This is a genomic window from Pseudomonas sp. SORGH_AS_0199 (genome assembly GCF_031453735.1).
GTDB classification, from domain to species: Bacteria; Pseudomonadota; Gammaproteobacteria; order Pseudomonadales; family Pseudomonadaceae; genus Chryseomonas; species Chryseomonas aestiva.
In genome coordinates this window covers 2,190,688-2,209,695 of record NZ_JAVJAE010000001.1, presented here as the reverse complement: position 1 = coordinate 2,209,695, position 19,008 = coordinate 2,190,688, and the positions used below count along the sequence as shown (strand labels likewise).

Genomic DNA, 19,008 nt, shown 5'->3' with positions numbered 1-19,008 from the left:
ATGCACGATTGTGCGTAATCTTGCTTAATCATGCATGATCAGCTAACACTGGTATGAGGTGTGATTACCCCTACTGCCGTCTTATTTCGGAGCCTCTCCAATGCAACATGTGCAACTCGCCGCCCAACAGCCTTCGGGAGCGATCGAGCAATGGGCGACCCGCGCCGGCTTCCTCATTGCGGGTTCGGCCATGGCCGCGTGGGCACCCCTGGTGCCCGTCGCCAAGGCGAGGATCGGCGCCGATGATTCGACGCTTGGCCTCCTGCTGCTTTGCCTGGGCCTGGGATCCATTGTCGCGATGCCCATCGTCGGCATCCTCGCCAGCCGCTTCGGATGCCGTGCGGTAATCGCGACCAGCTCGGTGGCACTGGCGCTGGTGCTGCCGCTGCTCGCCGTCGCCGATTCGATTTTCGGCATGGCCATAGCCCTGGCCCTGTTCGGGGCAAGCGTTGGCGCCCTGGACGTCGCGATCAACATCCAGGCCGTGATGGTCGAGAAGGACAGCGGTCGCAACATGATGTCCGGCTTCCACGGCCTGTTCAGTGTCGGCGGGATCGTCGGCGCCGGCGGCATGAGCGTTCTGCTGGGGGCTGGAATCCAACCGCTGGTTGCGACCCTGGTGTTCAGCGCGTTGTTGATCCTTCTACTCGCGGCCTCAATCAAGGGTCTGCTGCCCTACGGCAATCATGACGCCGGGCATACTCCGCTGTTCACGTTGCCGCGCGGGATCGTCGCCTTCATCGGCCTGCTCTGTTTTCTGATCTTTCTCGGCGAAGGCGCGATCCTGGACTGGAGCGCCCTGTTCCTGATCGATGCGCATGGCGTAGAGCCGGCGCAGGCCGGCTTCGGTTACACGGTATTCGCGCTGGCGATGACCATTGGCCGCCTGACCGGCGACTGGATCGTGAAGACGCTGGGCGGCCTGAAAGTGGTCGTAGGCGGCGGTCTACTCGCCGCGGCAGGCTTCCTGATGGCGGTCCTGGCCCCTAGCCAGCTCCTTGCCTTCGCAGGCTTCCTGCTGGTTGGCCTCGGAGCTTCCAACATCGTCCCCGTGCTCTTCAGTGCCGCCGGAAGGCAGACCCGGATGCCCGCAAGCCACGCCATTGCAGCGATCACCACAATCGGCTACGCCGGCATTCTCTTTGGCCCGGCCGCCATCGGCTTCGTCGCGCAGCATTGGAGCCTAAGTGCCGCGCTGCTGCTGGTGGGTGGCGGGATGGCGTTCGTGGCGCTCACGTGGCCGATGACTGCCCGGCAGCGAGACGCCTAGCGCCTCGCCTTCTTGGGGGCAAAGACCCTGGCCCAGCAACACGCCGTTGGAATGACTCAGGTCATGAAGCATGCCGAGCAGCAGCGCCAGCGGCTTGCCGAGAGGGCCTAGTGGCTACTCAAGGGCAGCTGGCGACGGTGGAATGGCGGTGCCGCGCTATTGTTCATCAGCCCCAAATCGCCAGGATGGATCTTAAGCGTTGCCCACTGGAGCCTTCCCAATCCATCCCCAAACGAAAAAAGGCGACCCTTTCGGATCGCCTTTTTTCTTGCCCGCCAGCAGTGCGGGTTTTGTTTGGTAGGCACGATTGGATTCGAACCAACGACCCCCACCATGTCAAGGTGGTGCTCTAACCAACTGAGCTACGTGCCTGCTGTGGGTGCGCATTCTACAGCGCGGGACTTTAGCGTCAAGCCCTTTTTTCAGCTAAACGCCTGAAAACGTGAAATTTTTTAGAAGGCTAGGACACCCGGCGGGCTGGACGCCGCGGATAGAGCAGGATTGAAAGCCAGAGCGCGAGAGTTTCCACCGTCACCGCCAAGGCCAATCCCAGCCCTATCCCCCAGCCGATGGCTTCGGGGGTAAGCACCACCTGATAGCGATACTGCCGCAGGGTCTCGTCGCGCAGTTCGCTGTTGGGCGACACCAGGATGTGCCAGGCCCGCTGGTACCAGGGCCCCTGCAGCGCCTGCCACTCTTCGTTGAACAGCGCATTACGACGTATCAGGATGCCAAGGCTGTCGGCATCGCTGCGAAAGACAGGATCGTCACTGGCCTGGTAATGCGCCAACAGACCCTCGAGACTGCCCTCGAAGTACTGCTGCGCGGTCTGCCTGAAGCCGCTCAGGGCCTGATCGGACTCCAGGCGATGGGCATCCACGCGCTGCTCGTAGTCGAGCATGAAGCCGGGAATCTGTACCCCTACCAGCAAGGCCAGGGTAAACAACAGCAGACGAATATAACTGCGCAGCATCGTGGTGTGGCTTCCTGTCTAGACGCGGCCCTGGGAGACGATCTCGCCATCCCACCAGAGATGCCATTCCCCTGGCTGGTGCAGGGTCCAGACCTCGTCGGAGGTCAGCGGCTCGGTGGCGATGATGGTGACGACGTCATTGGGCGTGGTCTCGGCCTTGAAGTCGATGTGGACTTCCGCATCGCGCAACTGGGCCGGACCGAAGGGGGCGCGGCGGGTGATATGGGCCAGCTTGGTGGTGCAGAAGCTGAACAGCCAGTCGCCGTCGCTGAGCAGGCAGTTGAAGACGCCCTTCTTGCGAAAGCCATCGCAGGCGTTCACCAGCTGCGGCAACAGCATCTCCACCGGGACGGGTTCGGGAAAGCGCTCGCGGACCTGATCCAGCAGGCTGCAAAAGGCCGTCTCGCTGTCGGTATCGCCGACCGGCCGGTAGAAACGCGGCTCGGGATGGAAATCCTGCAGCTGGCCGTTATGGGCAAAGCTCCAGTAGCGTCCACCCAGTTCCCGCACGAAGGGGTGGGTATTGGCCAGATTGACCGACCCGACGTTGGCGTGCCGGATATGGCCGATCACCGTATGACTCTTGATCGGGTAGCCCTGGACCAGCTTGGCCACCTCGGAGTCGGCGCCTGGCAGGGCATCCTTGAACAGGTGCAGTCCCCTGCCCTCGTAGAAGGCCACGCCCCAGCCATCCCGATGCGGACCGGTGCGGCCGCCGCGCTGCATGAGGCCCTGGAGACTGAAGACCAGATCCGTGGGCACGTTGGCACTCATGCCCAGCAATTCGCACATGTCCGTCCCTCCGGGGTGGCTGCCTGGTTCAACGGCGGCTGCAGCCGCTGCCCTTCGCCAGCATGCTGAAGGGGTCACGTCCCGGGCGCAAGCCTGGATTACAGGCGGGGTTCGACGCGCTCGCCACGCCCCCGAGGTTCGCGGCGCTCGACCGGGGCAGCCGGGGCCCGCGGGGCCACCGGCGATTCCGGTTGCGGATCATCCGTCGGCGCCGCTGCGGCGACCGGCGCCGGACGCGGATGGGAGCGCCGGTACAGCCAGCGACAGAGAACGAAGATCAGGTAGAGCACCACGCCGATGGTGCCGGCTGCGGCCAGGTTGGCCACGGCCGACCAGGCGCTGTTGCCCACCTTGAACACCAGATCCAGCACCGTCACGGCGATCGCCGGCGCATAGAGGCCGTGCTCGGCATCCACCAGGGCCGGCGTCACCAGCAGCACGGCCACCACCAGCCGGATGGGTTCGCGCAGCCAGCGCCAGAGCCAGCCGGTGGCCTTGAAAGACACCACCAACAGCAGCAGCGCGGCGATGGCGTAGACGGCCCAGGCGATCAGGTACTCTTGCTCGGTCATTGCGATCCATGGCGATAGCGGAAAGGAGAAGCCTATGATAGCGGTTTTGCCCCGCCCGCGTGCTCTTGCGCGGCGCCCAAGGAGCCCGCATGACCCAAGCCCCCATTGCCCGCCGCGCCCCCGGTGACGATCCCTACGCCTGGCTGGAGAGCCGCGACGCCCCCGAGGTGCTGGCGCACCTGGAAGCCGAGAACGCCTACCTGGAAGCCGAGCTGGCACCCGAGGCCGCCCTGCGCGAACAGCTGTTCGAAGAGATCCGCGCGCGCATTCGCGAGACGGATCTGTCGCTGCCCGTCCCCCGCGGCGACTATCTCTACTACCAGCGCACCCAGGCCGGTGACGAATACGGCCGTAACTATCGCTGCCGTCGCCCCGCCAATGGCGACCTGACGCCCGATCCGGCGACCGAGGAGCTGCTGTTCGACGGCAATGCCATCGCCGACGGCGGCTTTCTTTCGGTCGGCCGGTTCACCATCAGTCCGGACCAGACCCGGCTCGCCTACAGCCTCGACCAGGTCGGTGACGAGACCTACCGGCTCTATGTGAAGGAGCTGGCCACCGGCTTGGTGACCGAACTGCCCTTCGAGGAGTGCGACGGCAGTCTGACCTGGGCCAACGACAGCCGCACCCTGTTCTTTGGCGAGCGCGACGAATCCCATCGTCCGCACAAGCTCTATCGCTACCACCTGGGCGATGCCGAGCCGCAACTGGTCTTCCACGAGACCGACGGGCGCTTCTTCCTCGGCTGCTATCGTTCGAGCTCCGAGCGCAAGCTGCTGCTGCTGTCGCACAGCAAGACCACCAGCGAAGCCTGGGTGCTGGACGCGGATCGACCGGACGAGGCCTTTGTCTGCCTGGCGCCCCGCGAAGAAGGTCACGAGTACTTCCCCGATCATGGCGTCGATGGCTGGTACATCCGCAGCAATCAGGACGGCATCAACTTCGCGCTCTACCAGGCCGCCGAGGACAGCCCCACGCGCGCGCACTGGCAGCCGGTGGTGCCCCATGACCCGCAGGTGATGCTGGAGGATGCCAGTCTCGGCGCCCAGGCGCTGGTGCTGAGCCTGCGCAGCGCCGGCATGCCGATTCTGGAGGTACGGCCCTACGGCCAGGCGCCCTATCGGGTCGACCTGCCGGACGAGGTCTACAGCCTCGATGCCATGGACGTGCTGGAATTCAACAGTCCAGTCATGCGCCTGCGCTACGAGGCACTCAATCGCCCCGCCGAGATCCGCGAACTGGACCTGGCCAGCGGTACCCAGCGGGTGCTCAAGCAGGTCCCGGTGGAAGGCCCGTTCGACGCCGATGCCTACGAGAGCCGCCGCCTGTGGGCCACCGCCGCCGATGGCACCCGTATCCCCATCAGCCTGGTCGGTCGGCGCGACCTGCCGCAAAGCGCCCCGCTCTATCTGTATGGCTACGGCGCCTATGGCCACTGCCTCGATCCCTGGTTTTCCCATGCCCGCCTGAGTCTCCTGGATCGTGGCGTGCGCTTCGCCATCGCCCATGTGCGCGGCGGCGGCGAGCTGGGTGAAGCCTGGTATCGCAGCGGCAAGCTGGAACACAAGCAGAACACCTTCGACGACTTCATCGCCTGCACCGAGCATCTGCTGGAACAGGGCCTGACGACACCGCAACAGGTGGTCATCAGCGGCGGCAGCGCCGGCGGTCTGCTGATCGGTGCGGTGCTCAACCAGCGTCCGGACCTCTATGCCGCCGCCATTGCCGAGGTGCCCTTCGTCGATGTGCTCAACACCATGCTCAAGCCGGACCTGCCGCTGACCGTGACCGAGTACGACGAGTGGGGCGATCCGAACGAGCCCGAGGTGCGCGCGCGCATCGCCAGCTACGCGCCCTACGAAAACGTCAAGGCTCAGGCCTATCCGGCCATCCTGGCGGTGGCCGGCTATCACGACACCCGGGTGCAGTACTGGGAAGCCGCCAAGTGGGTGGCGCGGCTGCGCGAGCGGCGGACCGATCAGGCGCCCCTGCTCCTGCTCAAGACCGAATTCGGCGCCGGCCATGGCGGCATGAGCGGGCGTTACCAGGCCTTGCGCGACGTGGCCCTGGAATACGCCTTCGTCTTCCGGGTACTGGGCCTGACCGGCTAGGGAACGGCGGGGGCTCTGGGCAGGTCTTTTCCACAGCTAAAGGAGAATCTGCCATGCACCTAGATGCCCCCACTCCCACTCTCGCTCCTCCGCCTCGCGACGCCGCTGCCATCAAGGGCGTCGAACGCCTGGCCTCCGTGGCCGGCGGTAGCCTGCTGATCAGCCGCGGCCTGGCGCGTGGCGGTCTGCTCGGCCTGCTGACCGGCGCCACTGGCGCCTGGCTGCTGAAACGCGGCCTGCGCGGTCACTGCTCGATCAAGAGCACCCTGACCAAGGTGCGTTTCGAGCGCGACGTCCGCCGTTCGCTGGCCTGGCATTCGGCAGCCTCCCAGACCCGCCGGATCGTCATCGCCCGCCCCCGCGATGAGCTCTATCGCTTCTGGCGCGACTTTTCCAACCTGCCGATCTTCATGCGCCATATCGAACGCGTGGACGTGCTCAACGACCGCTATTCCCACTGGGTGGTCAAGGCGCCCATGGGGCGTTTCGAATGGGACGCCGAAGTCACCGACGACGTACCGGGTCGGCTGATCGGCTGGCGCTCCTGCGGTTACGCCGGCCTGAACAACCTGGGCTGGGTCAGCTTCGCCGATGTGCCCGGTGGCACCGAGGTGACCGCGGTCATGGCCTACGAGCCGCCAGCCGGGCGCCTCGGCCATCTGTTTGCCCGCCTGCTGCGTCGCGACCCCGGCACCCGCATCGCCCAGGACCTGGCCGAGCTGAAGGTGCTGCTGGAACGCGCCCATGCGGTCGGCGATCACTATGGCGCCGTCGAGCGCACCTCGCACATGGAGTCGCCGCTGGGCTGACCTCCGGCTGTAGCGCGGCGTCTCGTCCGGGACGCCGCTACCTTCCTCCAGGCCATTCAGCCCCGATTGGCTTGTCTCGTAGCGACCCCTGAATCCGCTTTGCGACACCTCGTTGACAACCGGCGCGCGGCCTCTTGCGACGCCTGGAAAAGCGATGTTAGCTTTCGAACAACGGAGCTTTTAATGACAGCTCGATAACATTGCGGATCCACACCTTGACCAAGCCGCTGTTCTTCCAGGCCCTCGAAGGCGCCTTCGCCGACCTTACGCCCACCGGCAAACGCGTCGCGGGCTACCTGTTGGCCAATCCGGAGAAGCTGCCCTTCGAGACCGCCGACAGCATCGCCCAGCGCACCAACACCACCGGCATTTCCGTGGGCCGGCTGCTGCGCTCGCTGGGCTATCGCAACCTCGACGACGTCAAGCAGAGCCTGAGAGACGAAGGCCTGGAAGCCTGGCGCATCACCGATCGCTTCAGTGCCTTTCGCCAGCAGAGCGGACGCAGCGACGCCCTGGACCGCTCCCTGGCCGCCGAGCTCGCCGCCATCGAGGACGTCTACCAGCTGGCCCGCGGACCGGTGTTCGAACAGGTGGTCCGGCAGCTGACCGGCGCCGATGCCGTGTTCATCGCCGGTATCCAGACTACCCGCGGGGTACTCGGCAGTTTTCACAGCCTGCTGGAATACATCCGCCCCAAGGCCTTCTATGTCGATGGCCTGTCGGGCACCTACGCCGACATCTTCAACAGCGGCTTCGCCCAGCCCTACCTGGTGGTGGCCGACTTTCGCGCTTACTCCAGCGTGACCCGCAAGCTCTGCGAGAGCGCTCGCGATGCCAGGCTGCCCATGGCGCTGATCACCGACTACCACTGCCCCTGGGCGCGGGATTACCCCGCCGACCTGCTGCAACTGCGTCTGGAAGTCGACCAGTTCTGGGACTCGCTGGCGCCGCTGGCCTGCCTGCTGAACCTGCTGGTGTCGGCGGTGGCGGATCGCTCGGGCGATGCCCTGGAACAGCGTCTGGCCAGCAACCGCGCCCTGCAGCAGCGCTTCGGGCAATTCGAATGAGCCCTGGCCCTCTTCTTCACCCCAAGGAAGCACCCCGTACCGTGAACCATCCAGAACTCGTCGAGATCGACGCCGACCACTACGGCGTAGCCATCCACCTGGTCTATGCGACCGCCGACAACCTGGCCGGCAAGGTGCTCTACCAGGACGCCCACTGCCTACTGCACCGGGATGCCGCCGTCCGCCTGCACCGCGCCAGCGCGCTGGCGCAACAGGCCGGTCTGCGCCTGCAGGTGCTGGATGCCTACCGCCCGCCCTATGCCCAGCAACTGCTGTGGCGGGTGCTGCCCGACGCCCAGTACGTGAGCGATCCGGCGCAGGGTTCGCACCACAGCCGCGGCGTGGCCGTGGACGTGACCCTGCTCGACGAGGCCGGTGAGCCGCTGGACATGGGTACCGGCTTCGACGACATGCGTGAGCTGTCGCACCTGTTCAATCCGGCGCTGCCCGCCGCCGCCCAGCGCAACCGCCTGCTGCTGCTGGGCATCATGCAGAGCGCCGGCTTCACCTTCATCCCCAGCGAGTGGTGGCACTTCGAACTGCCCGATGCCCGTCGTTATGCGCTGATCGACTATCACCATCTCGGCCAGGAGGAGCTCGCCGCCCTGCTGAACTGATCCTGCCGGCGACCGGGTCGTTCGAATCCGGCGCCGCGAGCCCTTCGCTCGACCGCCTTGCCCACTGCCGAAACACCCATAAACCCAAACAATCCGAGGTACCGGCATGTTCTCGTCTTCGCGCACCCACGTTTCATCAGCGTCCCGCGTGCTCGCCCTGGTTTCCCTGCTGGGCCTCGGCGCCTGGCAACCGGCCAGCGCCGCCACCGCGACCGACACCCTGGTCATCGGCAAGCCTGCGGATCTGCAGACCGTCGATCCGGGCGTGACCTTCGACAACAACGACTGGACCGTGACCTACCCGGCCTACCAGCGCCTGATGCGCTACAAGGTGGAAGACGGCAAGGGCAGCACCGATGTCGAGGGCGACCTGGCCAGCGGCTGGACCGTCTCCCCCGACAACCTGGTGTGGACCTTCACCCTGAAGCCCGGCAACAAGTTCGACGATGGCAGCGAGGTCACCGCCGAGGCGGTCAAGTTCTCCGTCGAGCGCCTGATGAAGCTCAAGCAGGGCCCGTCCAGCATCTTCCCGGCGGACATGACGGTGACCGTGGTGGATCCGCAGACGATCAGATTCACCCTGCAGAAGCCCTTCGCGCCCTTCCTCTTTGCCCTGGCCCACGACGGCGCCAGCGTGATCAATCCCAAGGTGGCCAGCACCCACGGCAAGGACGTGGACGCCTGGCTGGCCGGCCATACCGCCGGCTCCGGCGCCTATCGCCTGGCCGCCTGGCAGAAGGGCCAGTCGCTGACCCTGGAGCCCAACCCGCACTACGCCGGCAAGGCACCCACGCTCAAGCAGGTGGTGATCCGCATCATCGCCGAGCCTTCGGTACGGCGCCTGCAACTGGAACAGGGCGATCTGGACATCATCGAGGACCTGCCCGAAGACCAGGTCAAGGCGCTGGCGCAGAAGTCCGGCTTCGTCACCACCGCCTACCCCTCGCTGCGGGTGACCTACCTCTACCTCAACAACAGGCGCGCACCCCTGAACGACGTCAACGCGCGCAAGGCCGTGGTCGACTCCCTCGACTACCAGGGCATCGTCGAAGGCATCGCCATGGGCAAGGCCAAGCTCATGAACGGCCCGATCCCGGACGGCATGTGGGGCCATGATCCTAGCCTGCCAATGCCCAGGCAGGAACTGGAAGCAGCCCAGGCCGCCCTGGGCAAGGCGCCCAAGGTGCGGGAGCTGCAATTCCTCTACTCGGACAAGGATCCGGCCTGGGAACCCATAGGCCTGACCCTGCAGGCGGGCCTGGGCACCCTGGGCGTCAACCTGAAGATGGAGAAGCTGGCCAACGCCACCTTCCGCGAACGCCTGGGCAAAGGCGACTTCGATGTCGCCATTGGCAACTGGAGTCCGGACTTCGCCGACCCCTACATGTTCATGAACTTCTGGTTCGACAGCACCAATGCGGGACTGGCGGGCAACCGCGCCTTCTACAGCAATCCCAAGGTGGACCAGCTGCTGCGCGACGCCGCCAGCGTCAGCGACGTGGCCCAGCGCAAGGCGCTGTACCAGGAAGCCCAGAAGATCGTGGTGGGCGACGCCGCCTACGCCTACCTCTACCAGAAGGCCTACACGGTGCCGATGCGCGCCGCGGTCAAGGGGTACGTGTTCAACCCCATGCTCGAACAGGTCTTCGATTTCGCTGCGATGTCCAAGTAAGGGCGACGGGTGCCGGCGCGCGCCGGCACCCGCCTCGCGAGGTATGCCATGGCCTTCTTCCATCTGCTGCGCAAGCAGCTGACCGATATCCTCATCGTGGTGATCGGGGTGTCCCTGATCACCTTCGTCATCTCCCACCTGATCCCCGGCGATCCGGCGCGGCTGATCGCCGGCGAGCGTGCCAGCGACGAAATCGTCGCCGGCATCCGTCAGCAGCTGGGCCTGGACCTGCCGCTGTACCAGCAATACTTCCGCTACATGGGAGACCTGCTGCAGGGCGATCTGGGCCAGTCGATCCGCACCCATCGCCCGGTGCTGGAAGACCTGCAGCTGTTCTTCCCGGCCACCCTGGAGCTGGCCCTGGCCGCGCTGCTGCTGTCGATCCTCATTGGCGTGCCCCTGGGCGTGCTCTCGGCGGTCTACAACAACCGCTGGATCGATCACATCAGCCGTACCCTGGCGGTGGCCGGCATCTCCACCCCGGCCTTCTGGCTGGGCCTGGGGCTGATCGTGCTGTTCTACGGGCACCTCGGCTGGCTGCCGGGCGGCGGGCGCCTGGACCAGGGATTGACGCCACCGCCAGCGGTGACCGGCTTCTATCTGATCGACACCCTGCTGGCGGGCGATCTCACCGGCTTCGTCAGCGCGGCCAGGCACCTGTTGCTGCCGGCGGTGACCCTGGCCTTCGTCAACCTCGGCGTCATCACCCGGCAGATCCGCGGCGCCATGCTCGAACAGCTGGGCGAGGACTACATCCGCACCGCCCGCGCCTATGGCCTGTCGCAGACCACCGTGGTGCTGCGCCATGCGCTGCCTAATGCGCTGATTCCTTCCATCACGGTGATCGGCCTGGCGCTGGGCGACCTACTCTATGGCGCGGTGCTCACCGAGACCGTGTTCGCCTGGCCGGGCATGGGCGCCTATGTGGTCAAGTCGATCCAGGCGCTGGATTTCCCGGCGGTCATGGGCTTCGCCATCGTGGTGTCCTTCATCTACGTCCTGCTCAACCGCTTCATCGACCTGCTCTACCGGCTGGTCGATCCCCGCATCGGCAAGGTGAACTAGCATGACGACCCTGACCGCTGCGCGCCCCGGCTGGCGCGAGCAGACCGCCTGGCTGGCCTGGCGCATCCGCCGCAATCCGCTGATGCTCACGGGGCTGGTGATCACCCTGCTGGTGCTGCTGTGCATGGTCGCCGCGCCCTGGCTCGCGCCCTATCAGCCCAACGCGCTGAAACTCACCGCCCGCCTGCAGGCACCCAGCGCCCTGCACTGGTTCGGCACCGACGAGGTGGGTCGCGACCTGCTGAGCCGGGTGATCTACGGCAGCCGCCAGTCGGTGGGCGTCGGCCTGTTCGTGGCCTTTGCCGCCTGCGCCAGCGGCGGCCTGCTCGGCTGCCTGTCGGGCATCGTCGGCGGCGCCTTCGACCGGCTGATGATGCGCCTGATGGACATCATCCTCTCGGTGCCTTCGCTGGTGCTGATCATGGCCCTGGCCGCCGCCCTCGGGCCGAGCCTGTTCAACGCCATGCTGGCCATCACCCTGGTGCGCATTCCCTTCTATGTGCGCCTGGCGCGCGGCCAGACCCTGAGCATTCGCCAGCTGGCCTACGTCCAGGCGGCGCGCACCTTCGGCGCCGGCAAATGGCACCTGGTGCACTGGCACGTGGCCCGCAACGCCATGCCGCCGCTGCTGGTGCAATTCAGCCTGGACATCGGCAACGCCATCCTCATGGCTTCGGCGCTGGGCTTCATCGGCCTGGGCGCCCAGCCGCCCACCGCGGAATGGGGCGTGATGGTCGCCAGCGGCCGCAATTTCATCCTCGACCAGTGGTGGTACTCGACCTTTCCGGGCCTGGCGATCCTGGTCACCGCCATCGGTTTCAACCTGCTGGGCGATGGCATCCGCGATCTGCTCGATCCTCGCCAAAAGGGTAAATGACATGGGCCAGCCCGTTCTGCACATCGACCAGCTGAATCTGGAATTCCCCGGCTTTCGCAGCAGCGCCAAGGCGCTCAACGGCGTCAGCCTGAGTGTGGCCCCTGGCGAGATCGTCGGCGTGGTGGGCGAGTCCGGTTCGGGCAAGTCGGTCACCGCCATGCTCACCCTCGGCCTGTTACCCCCCGGCAGCTACCGGGTCACCGGCGGCAGCGTCAACCTGGTGGGCCACGACATGCTCGCCTTGAGCGAGCGCCAGCTGATGAAGGTCCGCGGCCGCGAGGCGGCGATGATCTTCCAGGAGCCGATGACCGCGCTCAATCCGACGCGGCGCATCGGTCGCCAGCTGCTGGACGTGATTCGCCGCCATACCGCGCTGGATGCCGCCCAGGCTCGCACCAAGGCAATCGAGTTGCTCAAGGACATGCACATCGCCGATCCCGAGCAGATCCTCGAACGCTATCCCTTCGAGCTGTCCGGCGGCATGCGCCAGCGCATCATGATCGCCCTGGCCTTCTCCTGCGATCCGCAGCTGCTGATCGCCGATGAGCCGACCACCGCGCTGGACGTCACGGTGCAGCGCCAGGTGCTGCTCCTGCTGCGCGAAAAGGCACGGGCCCGGGGCACCGCCATCCTGCTGATCACCCACGACATGGCCCTGGTCGCGCAATTCTGCGATCGCGTCTATGTGATGTACGCCGGCGGCATCGTCGAACAGGGGGCTACCGCGGCGGTCATGCAGGCACCCCGGCATCCCTACACCCAGGGCCTGATGGCCTGCCTGCCGGAAAAGGCGGTGCCGGGCAGCGACCTGGCCAGCATCCCCGGGCAGGTGCCCAATCTGGCCCAGCTGCCTGGCGGCTGCAGCTTCAAGGATCGTTGCAGTCGGCGCCATGAGCGCTGCGAGACGCGCCCCGCGCTGCTGCCGACGGACACCCCCGATCACCTGAGCGCCTGCTGGCTGCAGGCGGAGGACGCCCCGGCATGAACACCCTTGCTCCGCCCGCCGTACCGCTGCTGGAACTCAGCGGCGTCGAGGTGCGTTATCCGGTGGGCCGCGACTGGCTCGGGCGCACCAAGGGCCAGGCCCATGCCCTCAACGGCATCGACCTGCGGCTCTTTCCCGGTGAGACCCTGGGCGTGCTCGGTGAATCCGGCTGCGGCAAGAGCACCCTGGCCCAGGTCCTGATGGGACTGGTGGCGCCGGTGAGCGGCTCCCTTCGAGGCACGGCCCGTGGCGAGCGCAATATCCAGATCGTCTTCCAGGACCCGCAGTCCTCGCTGGATCCGCGCCTGCCGGTGTGGAAGCTGATCACCGAGCCGCTGGTGGTGCGGGGTCGCAGCTCCTCTGTCGAATTGCGTGCCCTGGCCGAGCGCCTGGCGGTGCAGGTCGGTATCCGTCCCGAATATCTGGATCGCTACCCGCACCAGTTCTCCGGTGGTCAGCGTCAGCGCATCGCCATCGCCCGGGCGCTGTCGTCGGACCCGGACGTCATCATTCTCGACGAACCCACCTCGGCCCTGGACATCTCGGTACAGGCCCAGATCCTCAACCTGCTGGCCCAGCTGCAACGCGAACGCGGCCTGACCTTCGTGCTGATCTCCCACAATGTCTCGGTGGTGCGCCACCTGGCCGACCGGGTGGCGGTGATGTACCTGGGGCAGATCGTCGAGCTGGGGGCGGCGGCAGAGGTGCTGGAGCAGCCCAGCCACCCCTATACCCGGCTGTTGCTGGAGGCGGTGCCGCGGCTGGACCAGCCGCTCACCGGCAATGCCGCGGCGCAGCGCACCGAGTTGCCGGGCAACCGGGTGCTGCCGAAGGGCTGTTTCTTTCGGGATCGCTGTCCGCAGGCGGGCGCCGGGTGCGAGCGACCTCAGGCACTGCTGCCAGGCACGTTGGCGGAGGTACGCTGCCATCGAGCGGCGAACCTGGCCGTACCGCTGCGGGCCAGCCCCACGGTGGTCTGAATCCGTTATCAGCCCGCGCGGAAGATCAGATAGTCTTCCCAGTCGTCTTCGGCGACCTGGGTCTCACTGAGCATGCGGCCGGACTGGGAGATGCCGGCCTTGTGCACCGCCTCGCGGTCGTCGCAGATCAGCGGGTGCCACTCCGGCAGATCCTTGCCTTCGGCCACCAGGCGATAGCCGCAGGTGGGCGGCAGCCAGGCGAACTGGTCGGCCTGGGCCGGAGTGAGCTGGATGCAGTCGGGGACGAAGCGGGTGCGCTCGGCGTAGCGGCTGCACTGGCAGGTCTTGAGATCCAGCAGCTTGCAGGCGATGCGCGTGTAGTAGACGGCGCCGTCGTCCTCGTCTTCGAGTTTCTGCAGGCAGCACAGGCCACAGCCGTCGCACAGCGACTCCCATTCCTGGGCATCGAGCTGATCGAGGGTCTTGCGCTTCCAGAACGGCTGGGTGATGGCGGCCATGGCAGAGATCGTGGCAAGGAAAGGGGGCGCGCAGTCTAGTGCCGCACGCCGCGAGCGCCAAGCACCGTTCGCGCCCTTGTCGACTCCGCCCGACCGGATTACCGTGCCGGACTCCCCTTTCCTCTCGTGGTGAAGCCATGACCAGCAGCAGCCGTACGCCCCAGTATCCCGTCGATTCCCAGTTCGTCCAGCGCTGGTCGCCCCGCGCCTTCGACCCGGTCGCCATCGAGGAAGAGACGCTGCTCGGCTTCATCGAGGCCGCGCGCTGGGCGCCGTCAGCCTTCAACGCCCAGCCCTGGCGCTTCCTCTATGCACGCCGCGGCGATGCCCACTGGGAGCTGTTCCTGAGTCTGCTGGCCGAATTCAACCGCGGCTGGGCACAACACGCCTCGGCCCTGGTGATCATTCTGTCGAAGACCACCCTGCTGCGCGCCAGCAGCGGTGAGGAAGTCCCCTTCCCCAGCCACAGCTTCGATGCGGGTGCGGCCTGGGCCTACCTCGCGCTGCAGGCGACCAATGCCGGCTGGCACGCCCACGGCATGGCCGGGATCGACCGCGAAGGCATCCAGCGCGAGCTCAAGGTACCGGCGGCGTTCAAGGTCGAGCTGGCGGTGGCCATCGGCAAGCTGGGCGACAAGGCCAGCCTGCCGGAATCCCTGCAGGGGCGCGAGTTGCCCAGTCCGCGCCTGACCGTCGAAGAGCTGGCGGTGGCCGGCCCCTATACCTTCGACTGAGCGGCCAGGTCGACGGCGCCGCGCAGGGGCTGCCCCTGGTGCAGCCGCTGGAGATTGTCGAGAAACAGCCGGACCGCCGCCGCCGGCGGCGTAGGTCCGGCGACATGGGCGGTGAGGTGCAGGTTGGGCGTCCGCCAGAAGGGGTGCTCGGCCGGCAACGGCTCCTGACGGAACACGTCCAGCACCGCCCCGGCCAGCTGCCCGCTCTCCAACGCGGCGATCAGCTCGGCGTCGACCACGCTGGTGCCGCGTCCGGCATTGATGAACAAGGCACCTGCAGGCAAGGCGGCGAAGAAGTCCGCATCGTAGAGATCCCGGGTGCTGCCGCTGTCCGGCAACAGATTGACCACGAAGTCCGCATCCCGCGCTGCCTGGCGCAGCTCCGCGAGCGGCACCACCCGGGCAAAGCCAGGCAAGGTTCGTGCGCTGCGGGCGACGCCGGTGAGGATCATGCCGAACGGCGCGAACAGGCGGGCGATGTCCTGGCCGATGTCCCCTGCCCCGACCAGCAGCAGGCGCCGCCCGGCCAGGGTGCCTGGCGCCCGGGTATCCCAGCGTCCTTCCTGCTGACTGAGCTGCCGCGCAGCCACCTGGCGCTCAAACTGCAGCAGATAGGTCAGGACGTATTCGCCGATGCTCTGGCCGAACAAGCCCGCCGCCCTGCTGAAGCGATAGTCGCAGGGCAGATCCGCCGCCAGCAACGGTGCGTAGCCGGCCCAGGTCGATTGCAGCCAGAGCGGCTTGACGCCCTGGCGCAACAGGGCCGCGGCGCGATCGGGCTGGCCGAGCCAGAAGCACGGCTGCTGCGCCAGACGCACGGCCTCGACCAGGTCCGCCGGTACCTGCAGGTCCAGCTCCGGCGCCCACTGGCGCCAGGCATCAACATAGCCGGTCGGCGCGTCTTCCAGCAGCAGGACGGCGGTCATAGCGGATCGTTGAGCCGCAGCAGTTCTTCAGGCAGGTGCTCGAGGTAGTCATCGCGCTCCAGCTCCGGCGGCGGCATCTGCAGGTGATAGCCCTGCTTGGCGATGTTCTCGAGGACCTTGGCGACGTCTTCCCGTGCCAGCTTGCGTTCCGGGGTCAGCACGAATTCGAAGGCCAGCGCCGGCGGACCGAAGGCCGCGAGCAGGCCCTCGGGCACGGGTTTCAGGCCCTTGAGCTTGTCGACATAGAGGTACATTTCCGGCTTGCGCGGACTGCGGTAGATGGAGCAGAGCAGTTTCATGGCGTGTCTTCCAGGGGCGCCGGCGGAGTGCGTTGCGCCTGCAGATGATCGAGAAGGGTCTGGCCGAAGCGCTCGCGGCGCCAGCCGCGCAGATTCGCCGGCAGCTGGTAGTCGCCATCAGGCCAGCCGGTGAGCAGCAGGGCTTCGAGCACCTTCTTGCGCAGCATCAGTTCCGGCGCCATGCCCAGGGCCTCGGCATCCCGTTCACCGATGGCGCGCAAGGCCTTGAGCAGCGGCGACGCCTCGTGGGGCAAGGGTTCGGCCTGCAGCGCCGGCCATTGCTCAGCCGGGGTGGCCGCGCCTTCGGCGATCAGTTCCAGCAGGGTATCGCCATCCTGGCGCACGGTGCGCGGGTGCATGTCGTCGATGCGCGCCAGGGCCTGCTTGTCGGTCGGCTGGAAACGCGCCAGGGGCCACAGCGAGCGTTCGCGCAGGACATGGTTGCGTGGCTGGTCGCGCTCGCGGGCCTTGACCTCGCGCCAGTGGCAGAGCACCCGCAGCACCGCCAGTTGCTGGCGCGACAGGCGCCAGGCCAGCTTGACGTCGCGATAGGCTTCCCAGGGATCGCTGATGCGGCGCAGATTGGCCACCAGCTCGGCGCCATCCTCCAGCAGCCAGGCACGCCGCTGGTCATCCAGGCGCGCGTCGAGATAGAGATAGACGTCTACCAGATAGGTCACGTCGGCCGCCGCATAACGTTCCTGCAACGGCGTCAGCGGCCGTTGCAGCCAGTCGGAACGGGTCTCGTCCTTGGGGATGTCGATCTTGAGCACTTCGGCGACCAGCCGCGAATAACCCATGGAATGGGCCAGCCCCAGGTAGGCCGCCGCCAGCTGGGTGTCGTACAGCGGTTGCGGCAGGCTGTCGGTCAGGCGCAGCAACACTTCCAGGTCTTCGCTGCAGGCGTGCAGCACCTTGACCACCGCCGGGTCCTCCAGCATCGCGGCGAAGGGTGTCCAGTCACCGATGCACAGGGGATCGACCAGGTAGGCCTGTTGGCCGTCGCCGATCTGGATCAGGCCGGCCTTGGGATAGAAGGTGTCGACCCGCATGAATTCGGTGTCGAGGGCGATGAAGGGCAGGGTCTGGCACCGCGCGCAGAGGGCGGCCAGCGCCGCGTCGTCGCGGATCCAGTGAGGGGCAGAAGTCAAGGGCGCACTCCGAACAGATGAGCCGACAGTATAAGCCACCCGGGCCGCTTCTTCGGTGCCGCTTGACGCCCCTGTCATACACCGGGAAGCGTGGCATTCAGCGGCTTTCCAGGCGGGTTCGTCGGATGAACGCTTGATGACCGCCCCGAACCAAACGTGACCGAATAGTTTTTTTTGTATTCGCAGGCAGGGCCTGCTAAAAGCTGAGTGTGCGCAGGTACTCACTCGGACTTGGGAATCCGCGGAGGTAAGCGCTTCTCGCCTTTCAATGGAGCTGCAAGAGCATGAAAACAATAAAACTGACCCTACTTGCATTGGCCGTTTCGAGCGCTTCCGGCTATGCCCTGGCGAACGGTCTGGCTATCAACGAACAGAGTGTCAGCGGGATGGGTACCTCCTTCGCCGGACGCTCTTCCTCCGCGCAGGACGCTTCCACCATCTATGGCAACCCGGCGGGCATGTCGCGCCTGGGCCGCGAGGTGTCCCTGGGTGGCGCCTACATCCACGCCAAGGTCGATATCAAGGACGTCAACGCCCGTTATGCCAACGGCCAACAGGTGCCCGGCAGCAACGATGGCGACATGGTGCCCAACTCGGTGGTGCCCTTCGGCTACTTTGTGACGCCGGTGGATGACCGCCTGCACTTCGGCCTGGGCATGTACGTTCCCTATGCGCTGATCAGCAACTACGAGCACGCCTTCCAGGGCCGCTACCAGGGCCAGGCGAGCAAGGTGGAAGTCATCACCATCCAGCCCACCGTCAGCTACAAGATCACCGACAAGGTCTCCATCGGTTTCGGTCCGACCATCAACCGTCTTGAAGGCAAGCTCAACAGCAACCTGAACGCTGGTGCGTTCGGTGGCGGCGATGCCCAGGTCAAGATCAAGGGTGACGACACTGCCTATGGCTTTAACGTCGGTGTACTCGCCGACCTCACCGATGACCTGACCTTCGGCCTGACTTATCACTCCAAGGTCAGCTACAAGCTCAAGGGCCACACTGAGGTCACCGACGCGGCAAGTGCAAACCCCACCTTTAACGCTATCTTGGGACGGCTTAATGGCAAATACGACGCCAACCTCAACATTACTCTCCCGGAAAGTAGCGACGCGTCCTTTACCTATCGTCTGAATAACGACTGGACGCTCTACGCTGGGGCTACTTGGACCCGCTGGAGTCGCTTGGACGCCATCACCGTCGAGAACGAAGGCACCCCCACCCTGCCGGTGCTAGGCAACCGCCTCGGCGAAATTACCGAAGAATTCAACTGGAAGGACACCTGGTCTTACGCGGTGGGTGCCTCCTATCAGTTGAATCCACAGTGGGTGCTGCGCGCAGGTATGGCGCTTGACCCCTCGCCAGTGGACAACGCCGACCGCAACGTGCGCGTCCCGGTCGGCGATCGCAAAACCTTCTCCTTGGGCGCCGGTTGGTCCCCGACCAAGGAGATGACCATCGACGTCGCCTACGCGTACCTGTGGGAAGACAACGTCAAGGTCAACCGCGCCCCCGATGCCCTGCGCGGTGGCTACAACGCCAAGTACGACAACAGCGCCCATGGTCTGGGTGCCCAGCTGACCTACCGCTTCTAAGCGTCAGGGTCCGCTAGCGAAGCCGCCGTCAGGCGGCTTCGTGCTTTCCGGGACCGGG

19 protein-coding genes and 1 tRNA gene are annotated in these 19,008 nt (G+C 66.2%); 12 read left to right on the top strand and 8 right to left on the bottom strand.

The genetic code is table 11. The features are described from left to right. Positions 1-100 precede the first annotated feature (100 nt). On the top strand, positions 101-1,270 hold the full coding sequence (locus QE444_RS10340; RefSeq protein ID WP_309738336.1) for an MFS transporter: 1,170 nt from the start codon (positions 101-103) through the stop codon (positions 1,268-1,270). Positions 1,271-1,565: 295 nt separating this feature from the next. On the opposite strand, the gene QE444_RS10335 is transcribed toward QE444_RS10340, so the two are convergent. The 4 genes from QE444_RS10335 to QE444_RS10320 form a co-directional block, all read right to left on the bottom strand. Further along, positions 1,566-1,642: transfer RNA gene (locus QE444_RS10335), tRNA-Val, on the bottom strand. Positions 1,643-1,730: 88 nt separating this feature from the next. Next, positions 1,731-2,243, bottom strand: coding sequence for a DUF2937 family protein (locus QE444_RS10330; RefSeq protein ID WP_263258971.1), 513 nt, complete (start codon positions 2,241-2,243; stop codon positions 1,731-1,733). 18 nt (positions 2,244-2,261) lie between these two features. Beyond that, positions 2,262-3,035 carry a class II glutamine amidotransferase gene (locus QE444_RS10325; protein WP_027596905.1) on the bottom strand — a complete coding sequence of 258 codons (774 nt, stop codon included), beginning with the start codon at positions 3,033-3,035 and terminating at the stop codon, positions 2,262-2,264. 98 nt (positions 3,036-3,133) lie between these two features. Continuing rightward, positions 3,134-3,607: an MFS transporter gene (locus QE444_RS10320; RefSeq protein ID WP_309738329.1), complete on the bottom strand. Its 474-nt coding sequence runs from the start codon at positions 3,605-3,607 to the stop codon at positions 3,134-3,136. An 89-nt stretch (positions 3,608-3,696) separates the two neighbouring features. On the opposite strand from QE444_RS10320, the gene QE444_RS10315 reads away from it, so the two are divergent. The 9 genes from QE444_RS10315 (at position 3,697) to QE444_RS10275 (ending at position 13,790) form a co-directional block, all read left to right on the top strand. Continuing rightward, positions 3,697-5,718 carry a S9 family peptidase gene (locus tag QE444_RS10315; RefSeq protein ID WP_309738327.1) on the top strand — a complete coding sequence of 674 codons (2,022 nt, stop codon included), beginning with the start codon at positions 3,697-3,699 and terminating at the stop codon, positions 5,716-5,718. A gap of 53 nt (positions 5,719-5,771) precedes the next feature. Beyond that, a complete protein-coding gene (locus tag QE444_RS10310; protein ID WP_309738325.1) occupies positions 5,772-6,527 on the top strand; it encodes an SRPBCC family protein in 756 nt (251 codons plus the stop codon). Positions 6,528-6,742: 215 nt separating this feature from the next. After that, positions 6,743-7,594, top strand: a complete 852-nt coding sequence (locus QE444_RS10305) for a MurR/RpiR family transcriptional regulator (RefSeq protein ID WP_133859631.1) — start codon at positions 6,743-6,745, stop codon at positions 7,592-7,594. A 41-nt stretch (positions 7,595-7,635) separates the two neighbouring features. Continuing rightward, entirely contained in the window at positions 7,636-8,211 is a 576-nt protein-coding gene (gene ddpX / locus QE444_RS10300; protein WP_187978827.1) for a D-alanyl-D-alanine dipeptidase, read from the top strand. Positions 8,212-8,317: 106 nt separating this feature from the next. Further along, entirely contained in the window at positions 8,318-9,883 is a 1,566-nt protein-coding gene (locus tag QE444_RS10295; RefSeq protein ID WP_309738322.1) for an ABC transporter substrate-binding protein, read from the top strand. A 48-nt stretch (positions 9,884-9,931) separates the two neighbouring features. Further along, positions 9,932-10,948, top strand: a complete 1,017-nt coding sequence (locus QE444_RS10290) for an ABC transporter permease (RefSeq protein WP_133859634.1) — start codon at positions 9,932-9,934, stop codon at positions 10,946-10,948. Between the two features lies 1 nt (position 10,949). Then, positions 10,950-11,825 carry a D,D-dipeptide ABC transporter permease gene (gene ddpC, locus QE444_RS10285; protein WP_273861205.1) on the top strand — a complete coding sequence of 292 codons (876 nt, stop codon included), beginning with the start codon at positions 10,950-10,952 and terminating at the stop codon, positions 11,823-11,825. 1 nt (position 11,826) lies between these two features. After that, positions 11,827-12,810, top strand: coding sequence for an ABC transporter ATP-binding protein (locus tag QE444_RS10280; RefSeq protein WP_309738319.1), 984 nt, complete (start codon positions 11,827-11,829; stop codon positions 12,808-12,810). Further along, positions 12,807-13,790, top strand: a complete 984-nt coding sequence (locus QE444_RS10275; protein ID WP_309738317.1) for an oligopeptide/dipeptide ABC transporter ATP-binding protein — start codon at positions 12,807-12,809, stop codon at positions 13,788-13,790. The genes QE444_RS10280 and QE444_RS10275 overlap by 4 nt, the downstream gene beginning before the upstream one ends. Before the next feature lie 8 nt (positions 13,791-13,798). On the opposite strand, the gene QE444_RS10270 is transcribed toward QE444_RS10275, so the two are convergent. Continuing rightward, positions 13,799-14,248 (bottom strand): YcgN family cysteine cluster protein, encoded by a 450-nt coding sequence (locus QE444_RS10270; protein WP_058762427.1) that lies wholly within the window; start codon positions 14,246-14,248, stop codon positions 13,799-13,801. A gap of 137 nt (positions 14,249-14,385) precedes the next feature. Between QE444_RS10270 and QE444_RS10265 the strand changes: the two genes are divergently transcribed. Then, a complete protein-coding gene (locus tag QE444_RS10265; RefSeq protein WP_309738303.1) occupies positions 14,386-14,982 on the top strand; it encodes a nitroreductase family protein in 597 nt (198 codons plus the stop codon). Here the strand turns inward: QE444_RS10265 and QE444_RS10260 are convergent. From QE444_RS10260 to rnd, 3 genes are read right to left on the bottom strand one after another with little or no spacing between them, the layout of a single operon-like run. Further along, positions 14,967-15,908: a D-2-hydroxyacid dehydrogenase gene (locus QE444_RS10260; protein ID WP_309738300.1), complete on the bottom strand. Its 942-nt coding sequence runs from the start codon at positions 15,906-15,908 to the stop codon at positions 14,967-14,969. The two genes, QE444_RS10265 and QE444_RS10260, sit on opposite strands and share 16 nt — an antisense overlap. Further along, positions 15,905-16,207, bottom strand: a complete 303-nt coding sequence (locus QE444_RS10255) for a YcgL domain-containing protein (RefSeq protein ID WP_187978821.1) — start codon at positions 16,205-16,207, stop codon at positions 15,905-15,907. Before QE444_RS10255 ends, QE444_RS10260 begins: the two co-directional genes overlap by 4 nt. Further along, positions 16,204-17,358: a ribonuclease D gene (gene rnd, locus QE444_RS10250; protein ID WP_309738297.1), complete on the bottom strand. Its 1,155-nt coding sequence runs from the start codon at positions 17,356-17,358 to the stop codon at positions 16,204-16,206. Before rnd ends, QE444_RS10255 begins: the two co-directional genes overlap by 4 nt. Positions 17,359-17,642: 284 nt before the next feature. Here rnd and QE444_RS10245 point away from each other — a divergent pair, with 284 nt between their 5' ends. Continuing rightward, the gene (locus tag QE444_RS10245) at positions 17,643-18,950 is read left to right on the top strand and encodes an OmpP1/FadL family transporter (RefSeq protein ID WP_273809153.1); all 1,308 of its coding nucleotides are present in this window, start codon (positions 17,643-17,645) and stop codon (positions 18,948-18,950) included. Positions 18,951-19,008: the final 58 nt, after the last annotated feature.

Excerpts from the sequence above, each read along its gene's own strand:
- QE444_RS10295 (WP_309738322.1), top strand. The coding sequence starts at position 8,318 with ATGTTCTCGTCTTCGCGCACCCACGTTTCATCAGCGTCCCGCGTGCTC.
- QE444_RS10340 (WP_309738336.1), top strand. The coding sequence starts at position 101 with ATGCAACATGTGCAACTCGCCGCCCAACAGCCTTCGGGAGCGATCGAG.
- QE444_RS10310 (WP_309738325.1), top strand. The coding sequence starts at position 5,772 with ATGCACCTAGATGCCCCCACTCCCACTCTCGCTCCTCCGCCTCGCGAC.
- QE444_RS10245 (WP_273809153.1), top strand. The coding sequence starts at position 17,643 with ATGAAAACAATAAAACTGACCCTACTTGCATTGGCCGTTTCGAGCGCT.
- QE444_RS10330 (WP_263258971.1), bottom strand. The coding sequence starts at position 2,243 with ATGCTGCGCAGTTATATTCGTCTGCTGTTGTTTACCCTGGCCTTGCTG.
- QE444_RS10265 (WP_309738303.1), top strand. The coding sequence starts at position 14,386 with ATGACCAGCAGCAGCCGTACGCCCCAGTATCCCGTCGATTCCCAGTTC.
- QE444_RS10255 (WP_187978821.1), bottom strand. The coding sequence starts at position 16,207 with ATGAAACTGCTCTGCTCCATCTACCGCAGTCCGCGCAAGCCGGAAATG.
- QE444_RS10320 (WP_309738329.1), bottom strand. The coding sequence starts at position 3,607 with ATGACCGAGCAAGAGTACCTGATCGCCTGGGCCGTCTACGCCATCGCC.
- QE444_RS10260 (WP_309738300.1), bottom strand. The coding sequence starts at position 15,908 with ATGACCGCCGTCCTGCTGCTGGAAGACGCGCCGACCGGCTATGTTGAT.
- QE444_RS10325 (WP_027596905.1), bottom strand. The coding sequence starts at position 3,035 with ATGTGCGAATTGCTGGGCATGAGTGCCAACGTGCCCACGGATCTGGTC.
- QE444_RS10315 (WP_309738327.1), top strand. The coding sequence starts at position 3,697 with ATGACCCAAGCCCCCATTGCCCGCCGCGCCCCCGGTGACGATCCCTAC.
- QE444_RS10270 (WP_058762427.1), bottom strand. The coding sequence starts at position 14,248 with ATGGCCGCCATCACCCAGCCGTTCTGGAAGCGCAAGACCCTCGATCAG.
- QE444_RS10290 (WP_133859634.1), top strand. The coding sequence starts at position 9,932 with ATGGCCTTCTTCCATCTGCTGCGCAAGCAGCTGACCGATATCCTCATC.
- ddpC (WP_273861205.1), top strand. The coding sequence starts at position 10,950 with ATGACGACCCTGACCGCTGCGCGCCCCGGCTGGCGCGAGCAGACCGCC.
- QE444_RS10275 (WP_309738317.1), top strand. The coding sequence starts at position 12,807 with ATGAACACCCTTGCTCCGCCCGCCGTACCGCTGCTGGAACTCAGCGGC.
- QE444_RS10280 (WP_309738319.1), top strand. The coding sequence starts at position 11,827 with ATGGGCCAGCCCGTTCTGCACATCGACCAGCTGAATCTGGAATTCCCC.